Annotated in this window: 19 protein-coding genes, 1 tRNA gene and 1 pseudogene; 11 read left to right on the top strand and 10 right to left on the bottom strand. The window is 70.7% G+C overall.

Annotated elements, in window-relative coordinates; all coding sequences use genetic code 11:
• Nucleotides 1-967: 967 nt before the first annotated feature.
• Nucleotides 968-1,321, top strand: a complete 354-nt coding sequence (locus tag ACYVKX_RS17650; RefSeq protein WP_460834983.1) for a metallopeptidase family protein — start codon at nt 968-970, stop codon at nt 1,319-1,321.
• Here the strand turns inward: ACYVKX_RS17650 and ACYVKX_RS17645 are convergent.
• From ACYVKX_RS17645 to ACYVKX_RS17635, 3 genes are read right to left on the bottom strand one after another with little or no spacing between them, the layout of a single operon-like run.
• The gene (locus ACYVKX_RS17645; protein ID WP_460834982.1) at nt 1,312-1,638 is read right to left on the bottom strand and encodes a fluoride efflux transporter FluC; all 327 of its coding nucleotides are present in this window, start codon (nt 1,636-1,638) and stop codon (nt 1,312-1,314) included. The genes ACYVKX_RS17650 and ACYVKX_RS17645 overlap by 10 nt on opposite strands.
• Nucleotides 1,635-2,048 (bottom strand): fluoride efflux transporter FluC, encoded by a 414-nt coding sequence (locus ACYVKX_RS17640; protein WP_460834981.1) that lies wholly within the window; start codon nt 2,046-2,048, stop codon nt 1,635-1,637. Before ACYVKX_RS17640 ends, ACYVKX_RS17645 begins: the two co-directional genes overlap by 4 nt.
• Complete coding sequence (locus ACYVKX_RS17635; protein WP_460834980.1) at nt 2,045-2,926, bottom strand: ATP-binding protein; 882 nt, start codon at nt 2,924-2,926, stop codon at nt 2,045-2,047. The genes ACYVKX_RS17640 and ACYVKX_RS17635 overlap by 4 nt, the downstream gene beginning before the upstream one ends.
• Before the next feature lie 301 nt (nt 2,927-3,227).
• Between ACYVKX_RS17635 and ACYVKX_RS17630 the strand changes: the two genes are divergently transcribed.
• On the top strand, nt 3,228-4,712 hold the full coding sequence (locus ACYVKX_RS17630; protein WP_460834979.1) for an NAD(P)/FAD-dependent oxidoreductase: 1,485 nt from the start codon (nt 3,228-3,230) through the stop codon (nt 4,710-4,712).
• A gap of 136 nt (nt 4,713-4,848) precedes the next feature.
• Here ACYVKX_RS17630 and ACYVKX_RS17625 read toward each other — a convergent pair whose 3' ends face one another.
• Nucleotides 4,849-5,055, bottom strand: coding sequence for a hypothetical protein (locus ACYVKX_RS17625; RefSeq protein ID WP_460834978.1), 207 nt, complete (start codon nt 5,053-5,055; stop codon nt 4,849-4,851).
• A gap of 225 nt (nt 5,056-5,280) precedes the next feature.
• Nucleotides 5,281-5,353, bottom strand: a tRNA-Lys gene (locus ACYVKX_RS17620).
• Between the two features lie 305 nt (nt 5,354-5,658).
• On the opposite strand from ACYVKX_RS17620, the gene ACYVKX_RS17615 reads away from it, so the two are divergent.
• The 3 genes from ACYVKX_RS17615 to ACYVKX_RS17605 all read left to right on the top strand — a co-directional run bounded on the left by ACYVKX_RS17615 (nt 5,659) and on the right by ACYVKX_RS17605 (nt 6,587).
• Nucleotides 5,659-5,862, top strand: coding sequence for a cold-shock protein (locus ACYVKX_RS17615; protein ID WP_056905888.1), 204 nt, complete (start codon nt 5,659-5,661; stop codon nt 5,860-5,862).
• Between the two features lie 234 nt (nt 5,863-6,096).
• Nucleotides 6,097-6,261, top strand: a complete 165-nt coding sequence (locus ACYVKX_RS17610; RefSeq protein ID WP_460834977.1) for a hypothetical protein — start codon at nt 6,097-6,099, stop codon at nt 6,259-6,261.
• A 32-nt stretch (nt 6,262-6,293) separates the two neighbouring features.
• The gene (locus ACYVKX_RS17605) at nt 6,294-6,587 is read left to right on the top strand and encodes a metal-sensitive transcriptional regulator (RefSeq protein WP_460834976.1); all 294 of its coding nucleotides are present in this window, start codon (nt 6,294-6,296) and stop codon (nt 6,585-6,587) included.
• Nucleotides 6,588-6,675: 88 nt separating this feature from the next.
• Here the strand turns inward: ACYVKX_RS17605 and ACYVKX_RS17600 are convergent, their stop codons facing one another.
• Nucleotides 6,676-7,731: a hypothetical protein gene (locus ACYVKX_RS17600; protein WP_460834975.1), complete on the bottom strand. Its 1,056-nt coding sequence runs from the start codon at nt 7,729-7,731 to the stop codon at nt 6,676-6,678.
• 42 nt (nt 7,732-7,773) lie between these two features.
• Between ACYVKX_RS17600 and ACYVKX_RS17595 the strand changes: the two genes are divergently transcribed.
• From ACYVKX_RS17595 to ACYVKX_RS17570, 6 genes are all read left to right on the top strand, one after another.
• Nucleotides 7,774-8,637 carry an NUDIX hydrolase gene (locus tag ACYVKX_RS17595; protein ID WP_460834974.1) on the top strand — a complete coding sequence of 288 codons (864 nt, stop codon included), beginning with the start codon at nt 7,774-7,776 and terminating at the stop codon, nt 8,635-8,637.
• A gap of 195 nt (nt 8,638-8,832) precedes the next feature.
• Nucleotides 8,833-9,951, top strand: a complete 1,119-nt coding sequence (gene pstS, locus ACYVKX_RS17590; protein ID WP_460834973.1) for a phosphate ABC transporter substrate-binding protein PstS — start codon at nt 8,833-8,835, stop codon at nt 9,949-9,951.
• Nucleotides 9,952-9,961: 10 nt separating this feature from the next.
• Nucleotides 9,962-10,903, top strand: a complete 942-nt coding sequence (gene pstC, locus ACYVKX_RS17585) for a phosphate ABC transporter permease subunit PstC (RefSeq protein ID WP_460834972.1) — start codon at nt 9,962-9,964, stop codon at nt 10,901-10,903.
• 67 nt (nt 10,904-10,970) lie between these two features.
• Nucleotides 10,971-12,068 carry a phosphate ABC transporter permease PstA gene (gene pstA, locus ACYVKX_RS17580; RefSeq protein ID WP_460834971.1) on the top strand — a complete coding sequence of 366 codons (1,098 nt, stop codon included), beginning with the start codon at nt 10,971-10,973 and terminating at the stop codon, nt 12,066-12,068.
• Nucleotides 12,069-12,092: 24 nt separating this feature from the next.
• A complete protein-coding gene (gene pstB, locus ACYVKX_RS17575) occupies nt 12,093-12,872 on the top strand; it encodes a phosphate ABC transporter ATP-binding protein PstB (protein ID WP_460834970.1) in 780 nt (259 codons plus the stop codon).
• A gap of 134 nt (nt 12,873-13,006) precedes the next feature.
• On the top strand, nt 13,007-14,047 hold the full coding sequence (locus tag ACYVKX_RS17570; RefSeq protein ID WP_460834969.1) for a hypothetical protein: 1,041 nt from the start codon (nt 13,007-13,009) through the stop codon (nt 14,045-14,047).
• An 88-nt stretch (nt 14,048-14,135) separates the two neighbouring features.
• Here ACYVKX_RS17570 and ACYVKX_RS17565 read toward each other — a convergent pair whose 3' ends face one another.
• The 4 genes and pseudogenes from ACYVKX_RS17565 to ACYVKX_RS17550 all read right to left on the bottom strand — a co-directional run.
• Nucleotides 14,136-15,155 (bottom strand): inorganic phosphate transporter, encoded by a 1,020-nt coding sequence (locus ACYVKX_RS17565; protein WP_460834968.1) that lies wholly within the window; start codon nt 15,153-15,155, stop codon nt 14,136-14,138.
• Nucleotides 15,156-15,773: a DUF47 domain-containing protein gene (locus ACYVKX_RS17560; RefSeq protein WP_460834967.1), complete on the bottom strand. Its 618-nt coding sequence runs from the start codon at nt 15,771-15,773 to the stop codon at nt 15,156-15,158. It lies immediately after the preceding gene.
• Between the two features lie 78 nt (nt 15,774-15,851).
• Nucleotides 15,852-18,005, bottom strand: a complete 2,154-nt coding sequence (locus tag ACYVKX_RS17555; protein ID WP_460834966.1) for an RNA degradosome polyphosphate kinase — start codon at nt 18,003-18,005, stop codon at nt 15,852-15,854.
• Nucleotides 18,006-18,048: 43 nt separating this feature from the next.
• A pseudogene (locus ACYVKX_RS17550) lies at nt 18,049-18,487 on the bottom strand (hypothetical protein); the annotation flags it as partial.

The following is an 18,487-nucleotide window of genomic DNA, read 5'->3' as shown; positions in this document are numbered from 1 at the left end:
TGCTCGGGAGGTGCGCCCGCTTCACGTCACCCCACCGAGAGCCATCCACAGGTTCTGATCATTCCTCAACCCCAGATGACGATCCTCGTTGTGCCCCTGAGCGGAGGAGGCTGACGAGACGGGCGCGGCGCTGGGCCGAAGGCCGTATCGTTGCCTGAGAAGGTCACCATCGCAGCGCCGAGGGAGCCGGGTCAAAGACGGGCCGGACGAGGACGTCCTGATCGACCGCGCCGCCACGTCTACATTGATGCCCGTTGCGCAGTTCGACGCCATGCTCGATGTGGTGGCTGACGCCATCGCGGTGCCGGAGATCGTCGAGTCGGCCGGGCGGCCCGCGTCGAGCCACTGGCTCGTAGTCGTTGGGGTCTTGCCGGGCGGTTCCATCGAGAACGCCATCGAACCGACCCGGATGTCTTGTTCCACTGCTTTCGGAGCAGGTCGATTGCGCTGCTCTGCGAATCGCTAGGAGAGCTTCGTCAGCCTGTCGATCCAGTAGCCGAGGCTCCGCTTTGCGCGTGCCACGGCGACGATTCAGAAGGTCTGGTCGACGACGGCTTAGATGGCGCCGTATTCGCCGAACCGCTGCAGTTGAACCTTGCGAACTTCGGACTCGGCAAGAAGCATCGGATCTTCGTAGACCTGGGTAGGAACGGACGGAGCACCGCCTCGTCAAGGACCGTGAAGACCTCGGCGGCCAGCCCCGGCCGAGACCCGGCTCGGGTTCGTCGTACCAGTCGTAGCCGGCCTGCAGGTTCTCGATAGCGCCCGGATCCCAGCGCGGCTCGCCCGTCACAGGTCGAAGCGTGTGCGAGCTTCAGAGTCGGGGACGCCGGCCGCGGTTCCGTCGACGATTCCCCGAAGCCGCAGGCCGATTTCGCTTGCCCAAGCGGCGGTTGGGTGGAGAGGGCGATGCCCGGACCAGGAGGACCGGGGCATCGCGCATCTCCGGGTCGGCCACAATGGCGCTATGCCGATCGAGATGGGTCGCGAGGAGTTCGACGTCCTCGTCGACCGCGCCCTCGACGACATCCCCGACGAGATCGCGCGGCTGGTGCGCAACGTCGTGGTGCTGGTCGAGGACGACGCGCCCGCGGACGACCCCGACCTGCTCGGGCTCTACGACGGGATTGCGCTCACCGAGCGCTGGGGTGAGCCGATGATGGAGCTGCCCGACCGGATCTTCGTGTTCCGCAACAACCTGCTCGACCTGTGCGCGTCGGTCGAGGAGCTCGAGGACGAGGTGCGGATCACCGTCGTGCACGAGATCGCCCACCACTTCGGGATCGACGACGACCGGCTGCACGACCTCGGCTACGCGTAGATGGCGAAGCCGAGCGCGCAGGCGGCGAGCGAGACGGCGATCGTCGCCACGGCGTACGCCGCACCCCGTCGTACGCCGAGCGTGTGGGTCTGCACGGCGAAGGCGGAGTAGGTCGTGAAGCCGCCGCAGAAGCCGACGCCGAGCAGCGCCATCCCGCCCGACGGCAGCGAGACCGCCGAGAGCACGCCGAGCAGGAACGAGCCGCTCACGTTCACCGCGAAGGTCCCCCAGGGGACGCGGTCGTCGAGCCGGCTGGCCAGCAGGAACCGCAGGGGCGCCCCGACCGCCGCGCCGAGCGCGACCAGCAGGGCGGTCACTCGTCACCGCCCTCGGCGGCGAACTCCCGCTGCGCGGCGGTGGGCGACCAGTGCGACGCCAGGGCCACGGCGAGCAGGCAGGCCGCCAGCGTGCTGGCCAGGTAGACGAGAGCGATGCCGACCCGGTCCGCGTCGAGGAGCGCCCGCGCCTGCTCGGAGTACGCCGACAGGGTGGTGAACCCGCCGAGGATCCCCGGGCCCAGCGCGACCGCGAGGGTCCGCGACCGCCGTACCGCCGCGAGGGCGGGCAGCAGCGCGAGCGCGAACGACCCGGCGACGTTGATCGCGAAGGTCGCCCACGGGAAGGCGTCGGCGTCGGAGGGGAGGGCCTCGGTGAGCCCCCACCGCGCGAGCGCGCCGAGCGCGCCGCCCACCGCGACCGCGGCGACCAGCCGCGGCGTGGGGCTCACGAGACGCTGCTCTGCCGCCTGGACACGGGCGCATCCTGCCACGCGAGCGGCGGCTGGCCCTTCTGCTGGCGCACGAACTCGGTGAGGAACCAGCGCTGGAACCGCTGCTGCTCGGGCGTCCGCGCCAGCGACAGCAGCCGCTCCTCCCGGCAGAACGCGTCAGCGAGGTCGAGCAGCTCGATGAACCGGCCGATCGTCGCCGCGGTCTCCCGCGGCATCGCGACGTGCAGGTCCGCGGTCGCTGCCCCGGACGCCAGCGCCCGCTCGATCTGCTCGGCGCCGATGCCCTCGCGCAGGTCGTGCTCGAGGGCGCCGAAGAGCGCGGAGAGATCCTTGGCGAGCGGGTAGTCCGCCTCGTGCGCCAGCGCGAGCAGCCGCACCTCCCGGCGCAGCTCGCGGTAGTGGCGCTGGAACTCGACGAAGGACCGCAGCGGTACGCCGAGGACCTCGATGCGCATCTCGTCCAGCACCGGCTCCCGGGCGGGTGCCGTGGGCTCGCCGGCGACCACGCCCTCGACCATCTCCTCGCGGCTGTGCGTCGCGGGGACGAACCACACCGTCTTGCCGTCCTCCTCGACCTCGACGCCCCACGCGGCCGAGCACCGGGCCACGATGCTCAGTCCGCGGCCGAAGGTGAGCAGCAGGTCGTCCTCCTCGCCGGGCTGGGTGCCGGGCAGGACCGGTAGCTCGGTCGAGCCGTCGTGCACCTCGACGCGGGGGTGCTCCCGGGTGCCCCGGACCCGCACCGTCAGCGGAGGCGTGGCGTGCAGGAGCGCGTTGGTGACGAGCTCGGAGACGCCCAGCTCGGCGCACTCGACCAGGTCGTGCCGGGCGATGTCATGGCAGGTGTCGACCACCCAGCGGCGCGCGTCTTGCACGCCGCGGGGCCCGGGGCCCAGGGAGAGGGCGGGCCTGGTCAGCGGCAGGGTGGTCTCCAGGAGTCACGAGGGTCGTCGATGGCGAGCCATCGACGGCTCGTGTACCCCCGGAATTTTGGCGCGAAACATGACGTGCGGCGACGGATCCCGGCGGTCCAGACGGGCTTGTCCGACGCGATCTCGTGTGGTGGGGCGACCCGACCGAGGATGCCCACGATTGCGCCGAGACGGGGTGCCGACGGAACAATGGCAGGAAGCGCGCACTCGGTTGGGAAGGTCCGGCATGGCAGAGCATCACCAGATGACCGGGCGTCATCAGATGGCAGAGCGTCACCAGGTGGTGGTGATCGGGTCGGGGTTCGGAGGGCTGTTCGGCACCAAGGCCCTCCGGCGGTCCGACGTCGACGTCACGATGATCGCCAAGACGACCCACCACCTCTTCCAGCCGCTGCTCTACCAGGTCGCGACCGGCATCCTCTCCCAGGGCGAGATCGCGCCGCCCACCCGCGAGATCCTGAGCGGCCAGCGCAACGCCAAGGTCCTGCTCGGCGAGGTCGGCGAGATCGACCTCGCCGCGCGCACGGTCACCTCGCACGTCCTCGGCCGCGAGACGGTGACGGCGTACGACTCCCTCGTCGTGGCCGCCGGCGCCGGCCAGTCCTACTTCGGCAACGACCACTTCGCCGAGTTCGCGCCCGGCATGAAGAACGTCGACGACGCGCTCGAGCTCCGCGGCCGGATCTTCGGCGCCTTCGAGCTCGCCGAGATCGGCGCCACGCGCGGCGAGAACGTCGACCACCTGCTGACCTTCGTGGTCGTCGGCGCCGGCCCGACCGGCGTGGAGATGGCCGGCCAGATCGCCGAGCTCGCGCACCGCACGCTCAAGAAGGACTTCCGCGCGATCAACTCCCGGCAGGCCCGGGTGATCCTGGTCGACGCCGCCGCGCAGGTGCTGCCGCCGTTCGGCCAGAAGCTGGGTGAGAAGGCCCGGGCCGAGCTCGAGGAGCTCGGCGTCGAGGTCGTCCTCGGCGCGATGGTGACCGACGTCGACGAGCGTGGCATCGAGATGGAGTTCAAGGACGGCCGCGTCGAGCGGATCCACAGCGTGACCAAGATCTGGGCCGCCGGCGTCGCCGCGAGCCCGCTCGGCCGCACGCTGTCGGAGCAGACCGGCGCCCCGCTCGACCGGGCCGGCCGGATCGCGGTCAACCCCGACCTGACCCTCCCGGGGTACCCCGAGGTCTTCGTGGTCGGCGACATGATCGCCCTCGACAACCTCCCGGGTGTCGCGCAGGTCGCGATCCAGGGCGCCAAGTACGCCGCCAAGGAGATCGACCGCCGGCTCGGCGCCAGGCCGGCGCAGGGCCCGTTCCACTACGTCGACAAGGGCTCGATGGCGATCATCAGCCGGTTCCGCGCGGTCGCGCTGATCGGCAGGCTGCGGGTCACCGGCGTCCTCGCCTGGCTGATGTGGCTCGCCCTGCACCTGATCTACATCACCGGCTTCAAGAACCGGGTCACCGCGCTGCTGCACTGGGCGGTCTCGTTCATCGGCCGCGGCCGGTCGGAGCGGACCACGACCGAGCAGCAGATCTTCGCCCGGAACGCCCTCAAGCGCCTCGAGCACGGCGCGGCCGACCTGGTCTCCGACCCGGGGGCCTACGACGCCGCCCGGGCGCTCGTGGAGACGACCCGGCGGGCCGAGCTCGAGGCGCAGGCCGCCGAGGAGGCCCGGCTCACCGACTCCGGCGAGCGCGGCGTCCCGGCCGAGCAGCGTGCGGGCTGAGCTACTCGAAGTACTTCGCGTCCACGAGGTCGCGGACCGCGTCGGTGAACGGGCCGTAGAGGAGCCGCTGCCGCTCGATCTCGTCGCGCACGTGGCCCGTCACGAGCCAGATGCCAGAACACGTTTCATCTACTGGTCATGTGCCGGCGTACTGGCCGACCGGGGAGCCGTCGGTGGGCGCGGCGCCCTCGGCGCCCACCGGCCCCCGTGCGTCCGACCGCTCGCCCTCCGGTGGCGAGACGGACTCGGCAGGATCCGACTGCCGGGACGGCTCGACGAGCTCGGGGAGCGCGGCCCGGACCAGGTCCTCGAGGACCGCGCGACCCAGGTCCGTGCTCTCCATGCCCGGTCAACGCGCCGCGTCGGACGGCGTTACCTCGGCGACGCCGTGGTCTGGTCCACCCGGGCCAGAACGTCCGGAAACGGCTCCGGAAATGGTGAAGAACCGCCGGCGTCTCGGGTCACCGACGGTTCGTCAGCCGTGAATCTAGGGGCTGCGAGGGCCGCCGTGCACGACCTTCCGGGTAAAGACCGCAGGTGGAGTAGACCGGTTGCATCCAACAGTCGGTGGGCCCCGTGGGACTCGAACCCACAACCCATGGATTAAAAGTCCACTGCTCTGCCGATTGAGCTAGAGGCCCGGGTGCTCAGCACACCCTAGACGGCCCGGGCGGTCCGCCCCGCCATGTCACGCGCGCGTAGCACAACCTTCACCGCCGACGGTGAGATTTCCGGGGCGAGACGGTTTTACTCCGGCGTGGGGTTGGTAACGTGTGCGCTGCAGAAGGTGCAAGTTCCACAGGTCTGACGCCCGCGGAGTTTGTGATCCAACGGCGTTTCTTCTTTCGTGGGCCTGCCACTCACGCAAGTCGGAGCGACGTGTCACCGCATCTGATGCGGACCGTCGAAGGGACGGTCCTCGCCCCGACTAAGGAGTATCGAGCACATGGCTCAGGGCACTGTTAAGTGGTTCAACGCGGAGAAGGGCTTCGGCTTCATCGCTCAGGAGGACGGCGGCGACGACGTCTTCGTTCACTACTCGGCGATCCAGAGCCAGGGCTACAAGTCCCTGGACGAGAACCAGAAGGTCGAGTTCGACGTCACCCAGGGTCCGAAGGGCCCGCAGGCGGAGAACGTTCGTCCGGTCTGATCGAGGAGAGCATCTCGGGTCTCCCGACCTGAGACTTCGACAGGAGGCCCCACCCGCACGGGTGGGGCCTCCTGTGCGTTCCTCCGTGGCCGCCCGGGCTCAGGGGCAGGGGGCGATGCCGCATGGTCCGGACGGACCAATTTCGGGTGGCGGGCGTTTGGTGCCCGTGACCCACGGGCACGGTCTCCGTTAGCGAGGGAGGTCTCAGCCGGAATGCGATCGAGGAGCGATGAGGTGAACGACCAGTTCGACGTCACCCTCGAGGACTCCGACCTCCTCGGCGAGGTGGAGCTCACTACCAACCTGATCATCGCGGCGAGCGAGTCCGACGAGCACCTCTCCGAGGCACAGATCGACCAGATCCTCGGGGTCGTCCCCGAGCCCCGCCGGGAGTCCTGACCGCGCATACCCCCTCCGGGTACCCTGAGGGCATGGCGGAGCACCAGCACGGCTACATCCACCGCAAGGACGACTACCTCAAGCGGCTCAAGCGCATCGAGGGGCAGGCCCGCGGGCTGCAGCGGATGGTCGAGGACGAGAAGTACTGCATCGACATCCTCACCCAGGTCTCCGCGATGACCAAGGCCCTCCAGGCCGTCTCGATCGGCCTGCTCGAGGAGCACATGAACCACTGCGTCGTCGACGCCGCCCGCGCCAGCGACGACGAGGCCCGCGCCAAGGTGGCCGAGGCCGTCGACGCGATCTCGCGCCTGGTGAAGTCGTGACGTCGGCGTAGTCCCTGACGTTTCGGCCCCGAATCGACCGTCCTGGGGACCCAAACGTCAGGGACTATCCCCCTGGGACGACCCGGGCTCAGCAGGTCGCGAACAGCACCGGCCCCGTCGAGAGGTCCGAGAGGACGTAGGTCCCCTCGACGGGGTCCAGCCCGAGCGTGACGACGGAGCCGTCGGCGGTGGCGGACTCGACCGAGAAGCGGTCCGCGAAGTCGCCGCCCTGGCCGGGTGCCGGTCCGGCGGCGAGTACGGCGCGGGTGTCGGCGTTCGTCCGCGCCTGGTCCTCGCCCTCGAAGGCCATCGCGACGCGTACGCCTCCGCCGGGCTGCGCGGCCATCGCGAACCCGGTCATCGGGTTCACCTCGCCGGCCGCGGCCACCAGCCGATCGCCCTCGCTCTCGTCCGCGCGGTCCGCCTGGCTCATCGCCAGCGCGGAGCAGGCGTACGGCCCGTCGTACACCGCCGCCGACAGCGCGTCGCCCGACGCCGCGACCACGTCCTGCATCCCCTCGGACAGCCGGCCGTCCGCGCCGTCGTCGAGCCCGTCGGCGACGGTCGCGAGGTAGTCCCTGCTGTCGCTGGTGAGCACGAGGCGCTCGTCGGCGTCCAGGGCGACGTACTGGAGCTCGGGCGTCAGGGAGGTGCCGATCTCGGCCAGCAGGTCGGCCCCGCCCGCCCAGACCGCGCCGGCGGTGGCGCCGTCGGCGGGCCGGTCGTAGCCGATCCGCTCGAGCCGGTCGCCGACGGCGGCGAGATCGGTGTCGGCGGGCAGCCGCAGGATCACCACGGCGCCCTGCCTCGACTGGGAGAACAGCTCCCAGTCGACGGTGGCGGGGGAGAAGCCGAACAGGTTCGCCAGCTCGGGGCCCGACTCGACCAGCGCGGACGTCGATGTCAGGTCGGCGGCGTACCCCTGGTCGAGCAGGTCCGGGAGGCCGGAGCTGCCGACGGCGTCGCGGACGGCGGCCCAGTCGGTCCACGACAGCCGCTCGGCGTCGGACGGCGCGTATCTCGCGGCCCGCTCCAGGTCGGTCCGGTCGCGATCGCGCCACCAGCGCACCGCGACCAGGGCCGCCGCGGCCAGCAGGGCCAGCACGAGCACCGCCAGGAGGGCGACCGTGAGGCGTCTGCGCACCTGCTGCTCCTGTTCCGGCTGGGGTGGTGTGAGACTAGTCGTATGCCCGCGAAGGACGTCCTCGCCGCCGGGGCCGTGGTCTTCCGTCCGGGGAAGCGGGTGCTCCTCGTGCACCGCCCGAGGTACGCCGACTGGTCCTTCCCCAAGGGCAAGCTGGACCGCGGCGAGCACGTCGCCGCGGCGGCGGTCCGCGAGGTCGCCGAGGAGACCGGCCTGCACGTGCGGCTGGGGCCGCCCCTGGCGGGCCAGCGCTACCCGGTCAGTGGCGGCCGGATGAAGTCGGTCGCCTACTGGACCGGGCGGGTGGTCGGCTCCGACGACGTCGGCGGCTACCGGCCCAACGCCGAGATCGACCAGGTCCGGTGGGTGCCGTACGACGAGGCGCAGGACCTGCTGAGCTACGGGCACGACCGGGACACGCTGCGCGCGGCGCACCGGCTCCGGCGGCGTACCCATGCCGTCGTGATCCTCCGCCACGGCGACGCCCGCTCGCGCAAGGCGTGGCGCCGCCAGGACGACCGCCTGCGGCCGCTGCTCCAGGCCGGGCGGCAGCAGGCGCAGCGGGTGATCCCCGTGCTCGCGGCGTACGGCGTGACGCGGATCGTCAGCTCCAGCAGCACGCGCTGCGTGGAGACCGTGGCGCCGTACGCCGACACGACCGGGTGGAAGCTCGAGCTCGAGGACTACCTGAGCGAGGAGGACGCCACGGCGGCCGGCGTGGTCGCCCTGGTCGACGAGCTCGTGAACGCCGACGAGGGTGCGGTGCTGTGCAGCCACCGCCCGGTGCTGCCGACGATCTTCGACGCGCTCGGGCTGCCGGACCCGGGGCTCGAGCCGGGCGGCCTCCTGGTCGCCCACGTCCGCAAGGGCAGGGTCGTCGCGGCCGAGGTCCACCGGGTCCGCTGAGCCCGGAGCGGGGCCGCGTCAAGACCTCGGGCGGTTGTTCACGTGATGTCCGTCTCGTGAGCGGCTGGCTGTCTCCGACTGGGTGGTTCGAGTTCACCCCTCGTTCACCGTCGCCCCCGGATCCGTCCACCTGCGCTCCCTAACTTCACAGCGACAGACAGAAGTGGTCGACGACGAAGACTCAGGAGCACCGAAGTGACTCGCACCTCCTTCCGCCGGGCCGTGGTCCCCGGCATCGCCGTGATCGCGGCGCTCTCCCTCACCGCCTGTGGCGCCAGCAACGAGGACACCGGCTCGGGTAGCAGCGGTAACAGCGAAGGCCCCAGCGGCCTCAGCGGCACCCTCGCCGGAGGCGGTGCCAGCTCGCAGGACGCCGCCCAGCAGGCATGGCGCGCGGCGTTCGGCAGCGACAACCCCGACCTCACCATCACCTACGACCCGGTGGGCTCGGGTGACGGCCGGAAGGGGTTCATCTCGAAGGCGTACTCGTTCGCGGGATCGGACTCCTACCTCAACGACGACGAGGGTGAGCTCAGCGCCGCCACGAAGCGCTGCGGCGGCGAGGCCCCGATCGAGATCCCGGCCTACGTGAGCCCGATCGCGATCGTGTTCAACCTGCCCGGCGTCGAGAGCCTCAACCTCGACGCCAAGACGCTGGCGATGATCTTCGACGGCAAGATCACCAAGTGGAACGACCCGGCCATCACCGCGCTCAACGACGGCGTGGACCTGCCGAGCACCGCGATCGCGCCGGTGCACCGCTCCGACGACTCGGGCACCACGGAGAACTTCACCGACTACCTGTCGCAGGCAGCCGGCGGCGCGTGGAGCTACGACCCCGACGGCGTGTGGCCGATCAAGGGCGGCGAGGCCGCCGAGGGCACCTCCGGCATGGTCGCCGCGGTCAAGGGCGGCGAGGGCACCATCGGGTACGCCGACGAGAGCCAGGCCCAGGGCCTCGGGCTCGTGTCGATCGGCGTCGGCAGCGAGTTCGTCGCACCGTCCGCCGAGGGCGCCGCCAAGGCGGTCGCCGTCTCGAAGCCCGTCGCGGGCCGCTCCGACGTCGACATGGCGATGGACATCGACCGCACCACGACCGAGTCCGGCGCCTACCCGGTGCTGCTGGCGTCGTACCTGATCGCCTGCCAGACCTACGACGACGCCGCCGAGGCCGACCTGGTCAAGGGGTTCCTGTCCTACATCGTCTCCGACGCGGGGCAGCAGGCCGCCGCCCAGCAGGCGGGCTCCGCTCCGCTCGACGCCGCGCTCGCCCCCAAGGCGCAGGAGATCGTCGGCGCGATCTCGGCCAAGTGACGGGACCCGCGTGACCCTCACCGCACCAACCGAAGCACCGCGAAAGCCGGTCGTCCGTCTGGGCGACCGGCTCTTCGCGGGCACCGCGCGCACGGCGGCGGTGCTCATCATGGCCGCACTCGCGGGCGTCTTCGTGTTCCTGGCGATCAAGGGCCTGCCCGGCCTCTCCGCGCCCTCGGACATCTACCAGCCCGCGGACGACTTCTGGTCCTACGTCGGCCCGCTGGTCTTCGGCACGATCCTGGCCGCCATCGTGGCGCTGATCATCGCGGTGCCGTTCTCGATCGGCGTCGCGCTGTTCATCTCGCACTATGCGCCGCCGCGGATCGCCGCGCCGATCGCCTACGTGATCGACCTGCTCGCCGCGATCCCGAGCGTCGTCTACGGCCTCTGGGGCGGACTCGCGCTGGCCGGTGCGATGAAGCCGACCATCACCTGGCTCTACGACAACCTGAGCTTCATCCCGTTCTTCGCCGGCCCGCCGTCGGTGACCGGGAGGACCATGCTCACCGCCGGCATCGTGCTGGCGATCATGGTCATCCCGATCACCACCGCGATCTCGCGCGAGGTGTTCGCGCAGACCCCGCGGCTGCACGAGGAGGCGGCGATGGCGCTGGGCGCCACCCGGTGGGAGGTGATCCGGCTGGCGGTGCTCCCCTACGCCCGCTCCGGCGTCATCTCCGGGGTGATGCTCGGGCTCGGGCGCGCACTCGGCGAGACGATGGCGGTCGCGATGGTCCTCTCGGCGACGCCGGTGGTCACGCTCAACCTGATCTCGAACAGCAACCCGGCCACGATCGCCTCGAACATCGCCTCCAACTACAAGGAGGCGACCCCGGACCGCCAGGCGGTGCTCATCGCCACCGGCCTGGTCCTGTTCGGCGTGACCTTCGCGGTCAACTTCCTGGCGCGGCTCATCGTCGCCCGCAGCGAGCGGAGGGTGACCCGATGAACCACCCCACGCCGTTCTCGGCCTCCCCCGCTGCGCTCCTCCGTCCGACAACGCCGAGGGGACCCCGGTGAGCACCACCACGCCGTTCGAGGCCGACTTCGCGGTCACCGCAGGTCTGGTCCAGCCGCGGCTGCCGCGCTGGGCGCCGGTGCTGGCCGCCGCCATCGCGCTCGGCATCGCCGGACTGCTGGTGCTGCTGCTGGGCTGGAGCCCGGCCGGCGGCGTCGTGCTCGCCGGGCTGCTGTTCGTCGTCGGCCTGCCGCTGTGGTCGACGGCCGTGGAGGGCCGCCGCGCCGCAGCCGACCGGCTCGCGACCGCGCTCGTCTGGGCGGCGTTCGGCGTCGTCATCGTCCCGCTGGTCTGGCTGATCTCGCTGGTGCTGAAGAACGGCGCGGGCATCCTCGGCACCGAGTTCCTGACCTACTCCATGCGCGGCATCGTCGGCGAGGGCGGCGGCATCTACCACGCGCTGATCGGCACCCTGCTGGTTACGCTCGCCGCCACCTTGATCTCCGTGCCGATCGGCCTGTTCACCGCGATCTACCTGGTCGAGTACGGCAAGGACCGGCGGCTCGCGCGGATCACCACGTTCCTGGTGGACGTGATGACCGGCATCCCGTCGATCGTCGCCGGCCTGTTCGCGCTGGCGCTGTTCGTGCTGCTGTTCGGCCCGGCGATCCGCATCGGCTTCGGCGGCTCGGTGGCGCTGTCGCTGCTGATGATCCCGACGGTGGTCCGCTCGGCCGAGGAGATGCTCCGGCTCGTCCCGAGCGATCTCCGCGAGGCGTCGTACGCGCTGGGGGTGCCGAAGTGGCGCACGATCGTCAAGGTGGTCATCCCGACCGCCTTCGGGGGCATCGTCACCGGCGTGGTGCTGGCGATCTCCCGCGTGATCGGCGAGACCGCCCCGCTGCTGGTGGTCGCGGGCGCCACCGACTCGGTGAACATGAACCTCTTCGACGGCCGGATGATGACGCTGCCCGTCTACATCTTCAGCCAGTACAGCTCACCCGGCGTGCCCGCCTTCGGCGAGGTCGGCGACCCGCCCGGCTACGCCCGGGCCTGGGGCGCGGCGCTCGTCCTGATCGCTATCGTGATGGTGCTCAACCTCGCCGCGCGGATCCTCCAGAAGATGTTCGCCCCCAAGACCGACCGGCGCCGCTGAGCGCGACTGTGTGAGAGAGAACCCATGGCCAAGAGCATCGACGTCTCCGACCTCGACATCTACTACGGCGACTTCAAGGCTGTCGAGGGCGTCAACATGACCATCCGCGCGAAGGCGGTCACCGCCTTCATCGGCCCGTCGGGCTGCGGCAAGTCGACCTTCCTCCGCGCGCTCAACCGGATGCACGAGGTGATCCCCGGCGCGTACGTCGAGGGCAAGGTGATGGTCTCCGGGCAGTCGCTGTACGACCCCTCGGTCGACCCGGTCGCCGTACGCCGCCAGATCGGCATGGTCTTCCAGCGGCCCAACCCGTTCCCGACCATGTCGATCTACGAGAACGTGCTCGCCGGCATGCGGTTGAACTCGAAGAAGCTGTCGCGCTCCGACGCCGACGCGGTCGTGGAGAAGTCGCTGCGCGGCGCGAACCTGTGGACCGAGGTCAAGGACCGACTGAGCAAGCCGGGCATGGGCCTCTCCGGTGGCCAGCAGCAGCGCCTCTGCATCGCCCGCGCGATCGCCGTCGAGCCGCAGGTGCTGCTCATGGACGAGCCCTGCTCGGCCCTCGACCCGATCTCGACCTCCGCGATCGAGGACCTGATCCACGAGCTCAAGTCCGAGTACACGATCGTGATCGTCACCCACAACATGCAGCAGGCCGCCCGCGTCTCCGACGACACCGGCTTCTTCAACCTCAAGGCCGCCGGCCAGCCCGGCCACCTGGTCGAGTTCAACCCGACCAACAAGATGTTCACCAACCCGGACGAGGAGTCCACCGAGGCCTACATCTCGGGCCGGTTCGGGTGATCTTCTTGGGGTAGTCCCTGACGTTTGGGCCCCCTCGCCTGCGGATCCGGGGCCCAAACGTCAGGGACTACCCCTCTTTCGGGGCCTGTGGATGACGAATCCACGAGCTCGGCATCCGGGGCAGAGTCCCGGGCATGGATCTCTCGGGTGTCACGCGACCGGTCGTCGTACCGGTCCGGGTCGACCACACGGGTCGCGCCGGGCCGACGAGGAAGGCGGCTCGTGGTCCGCGGTGGCGCCGGTCGAGCCGTGGTCTGTACGTGCCCGCGTGGGTCGACGGCTCCGTCGTCGATCAGCGCATCGTGGAGGCCGGTGCCGCGCTGCCCGCCGACTGGGGTGGCGTGACCGGTTGGGCCGACCTCGCCTGGCGGGGTGGACGCTGGTTCGACGGAACGCCGTGGGGTGGTGGTCCCTCATGTCCGATCACCCTGGCCGTAGGAGGCAACCGTTGGATGCGACCGCAGCCCATGTTCGCGACCTCGGAGGAGCGCCTGGCGCCGCACGACCTGGTCATCGTCGACGGGTTGCGGGTGACCACCGCCGTGCGGTCGGTGCTGTACGAGATGAGGTACGCGCGGCATGCGCGTGACGCCGCGATCTCACTGTCGATGGCGTGCTTCAACGACCTGGTCTCACTCGACGAGGCGGCCGAGTACGCCGCCACGATCCCAGGCTGGACCGGCATCCCGCAGGCACGGGAGGCGATCCCGCTGGCACGCGAGAACTGCTGGTCGCCCCGCGAGGTCGGGATGGTCCACGTCTGGGAGCTCGACGCCGCGCTGCCGCCACCGCTCTGCAACGCACCGGTCTTCGATCTGGACGGCAACCTGCTCGGTACGCCGGACCTGATCGATCCCGCCACCGGAGTCGTCGCCGAGTACAACGGTGCACCTCACCTCCTCGGCGCACAGATGGCGAAGGACGTGGTGAAGGAGGGTCGGCTCCGCGCGCACGGGTTGGAGTGCACGACGATGCTGGCCGCCGACGTACGTGATCCCAGCGGCTTCATCGCCCGCCTCGTCGCCGCCTACCAGCGAGCCGGGGATGTCCCGGCGCGCCGGCGGCTGTGGACGGTCGAGCAGCCGCCCTGGTGGAGGGACACGTCGACCGTGGCCGCCCGCCGGGCGCTGGACGACCACCACCGCCGCCGGCTGCTCGCGCATCGGGTGGCGTGACCCCTCGTGAACGGGTAGTCCCTGACGTTTCGGCCCCGGATCGTGCCGATCGAGGGCCCAAACGTCAGGGACTACCCCAGCGGAAGAGCTACTGACCGATGACCGCGTGGAGGACGAGGTAGCAGCCGGCGGCGACCAGGCCGGCCATGGGGAAGGTGAGGATCCAGGCGGCGACGATCGAGCGGGCGACGCCCCAGCGGACGGCCGAGAAGCGCTTGGTGGCGCCGGCGCCCATGATGGCCGAGGTGATGGTGTGGGTGGTCGAGATGGGGGCGTGGAAGACGAACGCCGTCGTGTAGAGGACACCCGCGCCGACCGACTCGGCGGCGAAGCCGCGGGCCGGGTCGAGGTGGATGATCCGGCGGCCGAGGGTGCGCATGATCCGCCAGCCGCCGGAGTAGGTGCCGAGCGAGATCGCGCCGGCGGCGGCGATCACGACCCAGAGGGGCAGGCCGTCTTGCGGGTTGCCGGCGGAGTCGACGTAGTAGCCCGCGGTGGTGAGCGCCAGGAAGATCACGCCCATCGTCTTCTGGGCGTCCTGGAGGCCGTGGCCGAGCGCGAGGGCGGCGGCCGAGACGGTCTGGGCGCCGCGGAAGCCGCGGAAGACCTTGTGTGGGTTCCGCCTCCGGAAGATCCACATGATCGCCAGCATCACCGCGAACGCCCCGGCGAAGCCGAACAGCGGCGACAGCACCATCGGGATGAGCACCTTGTCGACGATCGTCGCCCAGTGCACGAGGTCGACGCCGCCGGCCGCGATCGCCGCGCCGACCAGGCCGCCGATGAGCGCGTGGGAGGACGACGAGGGCAGGCCGAAGTACCAGGTGATCAGGTTCCACACGATCGCCCCGAGCAGGCCGCCGAGCACGACCACCAGCCCGTGGTTGCCCTCGGGCGGCGTGATCACCTCGCTGACGGTCTGCGCGACCTCCTGGCCGAGCAGCGCGCCGACGAAGTTCATCACCGCCGCCAGGACCAGCGCGATCCGCGGCGTCAGCGCCCGGGTGGACACCGAGGTGGCGATCGCGTTGGCCGCGTCGTGGAACCCGTTGGTGTAGTCGAAGGCGAGCGCGACGACGACCACCGCGATGACGATCGCAAGGTCCACTCAGGACTCCTTGACCGCGATCTGCTCCACGATGTTGGCGACCTTCTCGAACGCGTCGATCGCCTCCTCGAGGGATTCGACGATGTCCTTGAGCTTCAAGACCTCGATGGTCTTGAACTCGCCGCTGAAGAGCTTCGCGAGGGTACGGCGGTGGTTCTTGTCGCCGGCGTTCTCGAGGCGGTTGACCTCGATCCAGTACTCGTCGAGCGACTCCATCGACTGGAGGTTCGGCATCGCGGCCGCGGTGAGCTCGGCGCAGCGCTGGAGCACCTCGACCTGGGTCGACAGCTCCGGCGGCAGCACCTTCACCTCGTAGAGCAGGATCAGGTCGACGGCCTCGTCCATCATGTCCATGACGTCGTCGAGGCCCGAGCCGAGGGCGTAGATGTCCTCGCGGTCGAACGGCGTCACGAAGGTCGAGTTCACCTTGCGGATCAGCTCGTGGGTGGTCTCGTCGGCGCTGTGCTCGGCCTCCCGCATCCGGCGGGCGACGTCGGCGTGGTCGGCGTCCTCGCTCAGCATCTCCGCGAGCAGGGCGGCGCCGGTCACGAGGTGCTCGGCTGACCTCGTGAACAGGTCGTAGAAGGACGTGTCGACGGGCCGGAATCGCAAACCCACGGATAACTCCTGAGGAGGAGGAGGAGAACGCCGAACAGCCTAGAGGCAGCGCGCCAGGATCACGCAAGTCAGGGTCGGCTACCGCCGGCGGCGCTGCTGTTCGATCAGCCGCTCCTGCAGGTGGACGGTCCCGTCGTTGCGCGTCCACGCACCCTCGCTGTCGAGCTCCCAGGCGAACGTGTCGGCGTCGAAGGCCAGGTCGAGCAGCTCCCCGATCGCGGCCGTCTCGTCGGCGCCGGGCAGCCGCACGAGCACCTCGACCCGACGGTCCAGATTGCGGTGCATCATGTCGGCGGAGCCGATCCACGCCTCGGCCTCGCCGCCGTTGTCGAACCAGAACACCCGGCTGTGCTCGAGGAACCGGCCCAGCACCGACCGTACGGCGACGCTCTCGGAGAGGCCGGGTACGCCGGGGCGCAGCGCGCAGATGCCGCGCACGAGGAGCTCGACGGGTACTCCCGCCTGAGACGCGAGGTAGAGCGCGTCGATGACGGCCTCGTCGACCACGGAGTTGGCCTTGAGCCGGATCCGTGCCGGCCGGCCGGCCTGGCAGTGCGCGATCTCGCGGTGGATCCGCTCGACCAGCCCGGTGCGGATCGAGTCCGGGGCGACCAGCAGCTCGTCGTACGTCGCGTTGCGCGAGTAGCCGGACAGGTTGTTGAACAGGTGGGCGACGTCCTCGCCGATGCGCTCGTCGACCGTGATCAGCCCGAGGTCCTCGTAGAGGCGCGACGTCTTCGGGTTGTAGTTGCCGGTGCCGAGGTGGGTGTAGCGGCGGATGCCGGCCCCGTGTCCCGCCTCGTCGCGCACGACCATCGAGAGCTTGCAGTGCGTCTTGAGCCCGACTTGGCCGTAGACGACGTGGCAGCCGGCCTGCTCCAGCTTCCGCGCCCAGCGGATGTTGGCCTCCTCGTCGAAGCGCGCCTTGATCTCCACGATCACCAGCACCTGCTTGCCGGCCTCGGCGGCGTCGATGAGCGCGTCGATGATCGGGGAGTCGCCGGAGGTGCGGTAGAGCGTCTGCTTGATCGCGAGCACGTGCGGGTCGGCGGCCGCCTGCTCGATGAAGCGCTGCACGGAGGTGGCGAACGAGTCGTACGGGTGGTGCAGGAGTACGTCGTGGCGCCGGGCCGCCTTGAACACGTCGACGGGTGCGGCCGACTCGACCTCGGCCAGCCGCACGTGGGTGGTGGGCAGGAACGCGGGGTACTTCAGCTCCTGCCGCGGCAGGTCGGCGATGTCGTGCAGGCCGCGCAGGTCGAGGGGTCCGCGGAGCTTGAACACCTCCTTCTGGGAGATGCCCAGCTCGGAGATGAGCAGCTCGAGCACCTGCGGCGCGATCGACTCCTCGACCTCGAGCCGGACCGGCGGCCCGAAGCGGCGCCGCAGCAGCTCCTTCTCCAGGGCGGCGAGGAGGTTCTCGGCGTCGTCCTCCTCGACCTCGAGGTCCTCGTTGCGGGTGACCCGGAAGGTGTGCACCTCGAGCACTTCCATGCCGGGGAACAGCCGCTTGAGGTGCTCGCCGATGACGTCCTCCAGCGGCACGAAGCGCTGGTTCCCGACCGGGACGAACCGGGCGAAGATCGGCGGCACCTTCACGCGCGCGAAGTGCTCCTTGCCGGTCTTCGGGTTGCGCAGCAGGACGGCGAGGTTGAGCGAGAGCCCGGAGATGTAGGGGAACGGGTGCGCCGGGTCGACGGCCAGCGGCGTGAGGACGGGGAACACCCGGTCCTTGAACAGCCGCTTGCAGTGCTTCTGCTCCTCGCGATCGAGCTCGTCCCACCGCACCAGTTCGATGCCGGCGTCGGCGAGCGCCGGGACGACCTCGTCGCGGAACACGCGCGCCTGCCGCTCGGAGAGGTCGCGGGTCGTCGACCAGATCAGCTCGAGCACCTCGGTCGGCATCAGCCCGGAGGCGGCCGGGACGGCCACGCCCGCGGCGATCCGGCGCTTGAGGCCGGCCACGCGGACCATGAAGAACTCGTCCAGGTTGCTCGTGAAGATCGCCAGGAAGCGGGTCCGCTCCAGCAGCGGCAGGTGCGGGTCCTCGGCGAGCTCGAGCACCCGCTGGTTGAACCGCAGCCAGGACAGCTCCCGGTCGAGGAAGCGGTCGTCGTACTTCTCGACGGCCTCGAGCGCCTCGTGGTCGGGGACGTACGGCGGCTCGACGTCGAAGGTCTCCTCGGGCACGCCCTCCCCGTGGGTGGTCGGCGGCACGCTGTCGAGGGACATGCCACCAGTCTGGCACCGCGAGGTGAACGGCAGGTTGCCGCCGCTAACGCCGGAAGAAGCCGCCCTTCCGCTGGGCCTGCTCGAGCAGCTCGGCTCGCGTCCGCTCGAGCTCGGTGGCCAGCGAGCGGGCCCTGTCCTCGGCCTCCGCGCGCTCGCGCATGGCGTCCTCGGCGACCTCGGCCTGGCGGCGTACGGCGGCCTCGACCGCGCTGCGGTCGGCGGCGCGCTGGGCGGCGGCCTCCTCGGCCTCGCCGCGCAGGCGCGCCTGCTCGGCGGCGGCCTGCTCGGCGGCGGACCGGGCCTCGATCGCGGTCCGCAGCTCGGCCGCCACTTCCGCGAGGCGGGTCTCGGCCGCCTGGCGCTCGCGGGCGGCCTCGGCCGCGAGCTCGGCGTGGCGGTGCGCGTCCTCCTCGGCGGTACGCCGCGCGGCGGCGGCCTGCTCCGCGGCGCGCTCGGCTGCCTCGCGGGCTGCCGCGTGCTCC

The organism is Nocardioides hungaricus (assembly GCF_054782915.1).
Note: the sequence above shows the minus strand (reverse complement) of the source record. Positions and strands in the feature narration are given on the sequence as shown.

What these genes read in the sequence shown, in the direction of transcription:
- ACYVKX_RS17650 (WP_460834983.1), top strand. Translation starts at nt 968, where the DNA reads ATGCCGATCGAGATGGGTCGCGAGGAGTTCGACGTCCTCGTCGACCGC.
- ACYVKX_RS17630 (WP_460834979.1), top strand. Translation starts at nt 3,228, where the DNA reads ATGACCGGGCGTCATCAGATGGCAGAGCGTCACCAGGTGGTGGTGATC.
- ACYVKX_RS17625 (WP_460834978.1), bottom strand. Translation starts at nt 5,055, where the DNA reads ATGGAGAGCACGGACCTGGGTCGCGCGGTCCTCGAGGACCTGGTCCGG.
- ACYVKX_RS17615 (WP_056905888.1), top strand. Translation starts at nt 5,659, where the DNA reads ATGGCTCAGGGCACTGTTAAGTGGTTCAACGCGGAGAAGGGCTTCGGC.
- ACYVKX_RS17605 (WP_460834976.1), top strand. Translation starts at nt 6,294, where the DNA reads ATGGCGGAGCACCAGCACGGCTACATCCACCGCAAGGACGACTACCTC.
- ACYVKX_RS17595 (WP_460834974.1), top strand. Translation starts at nt 7,774, where the DNA reads ATGCCCGCGAAGGACGTCCTCGCCGCCGGGGCCGTGGTCTTCCGTCCG.
- pstB (WP_460834970.1), top strand. Translation starts at nt 12,093, where the DNA reads ATGGCCAAGAGCATCGACGTCTCCGACCTCGACATCTACTACGGCGAC.
- ACYVKX_RS17570 (WP_460834969.1), top strand. Translation starts at nt 13,007, where the DNA reads ATGGATCTCTCGGGTGTCACGCGACCGGTCGTCGTACCGGTCCGGGTC.
- ACYVKX_RS17555 (WP_460834966.1), bottom strand. Translation starts at nt 18,005, where the DNA reads ATGTCCCTCGACAGCGTGCCGCCGACCACCCACGGGGAGGGCGTGCCC.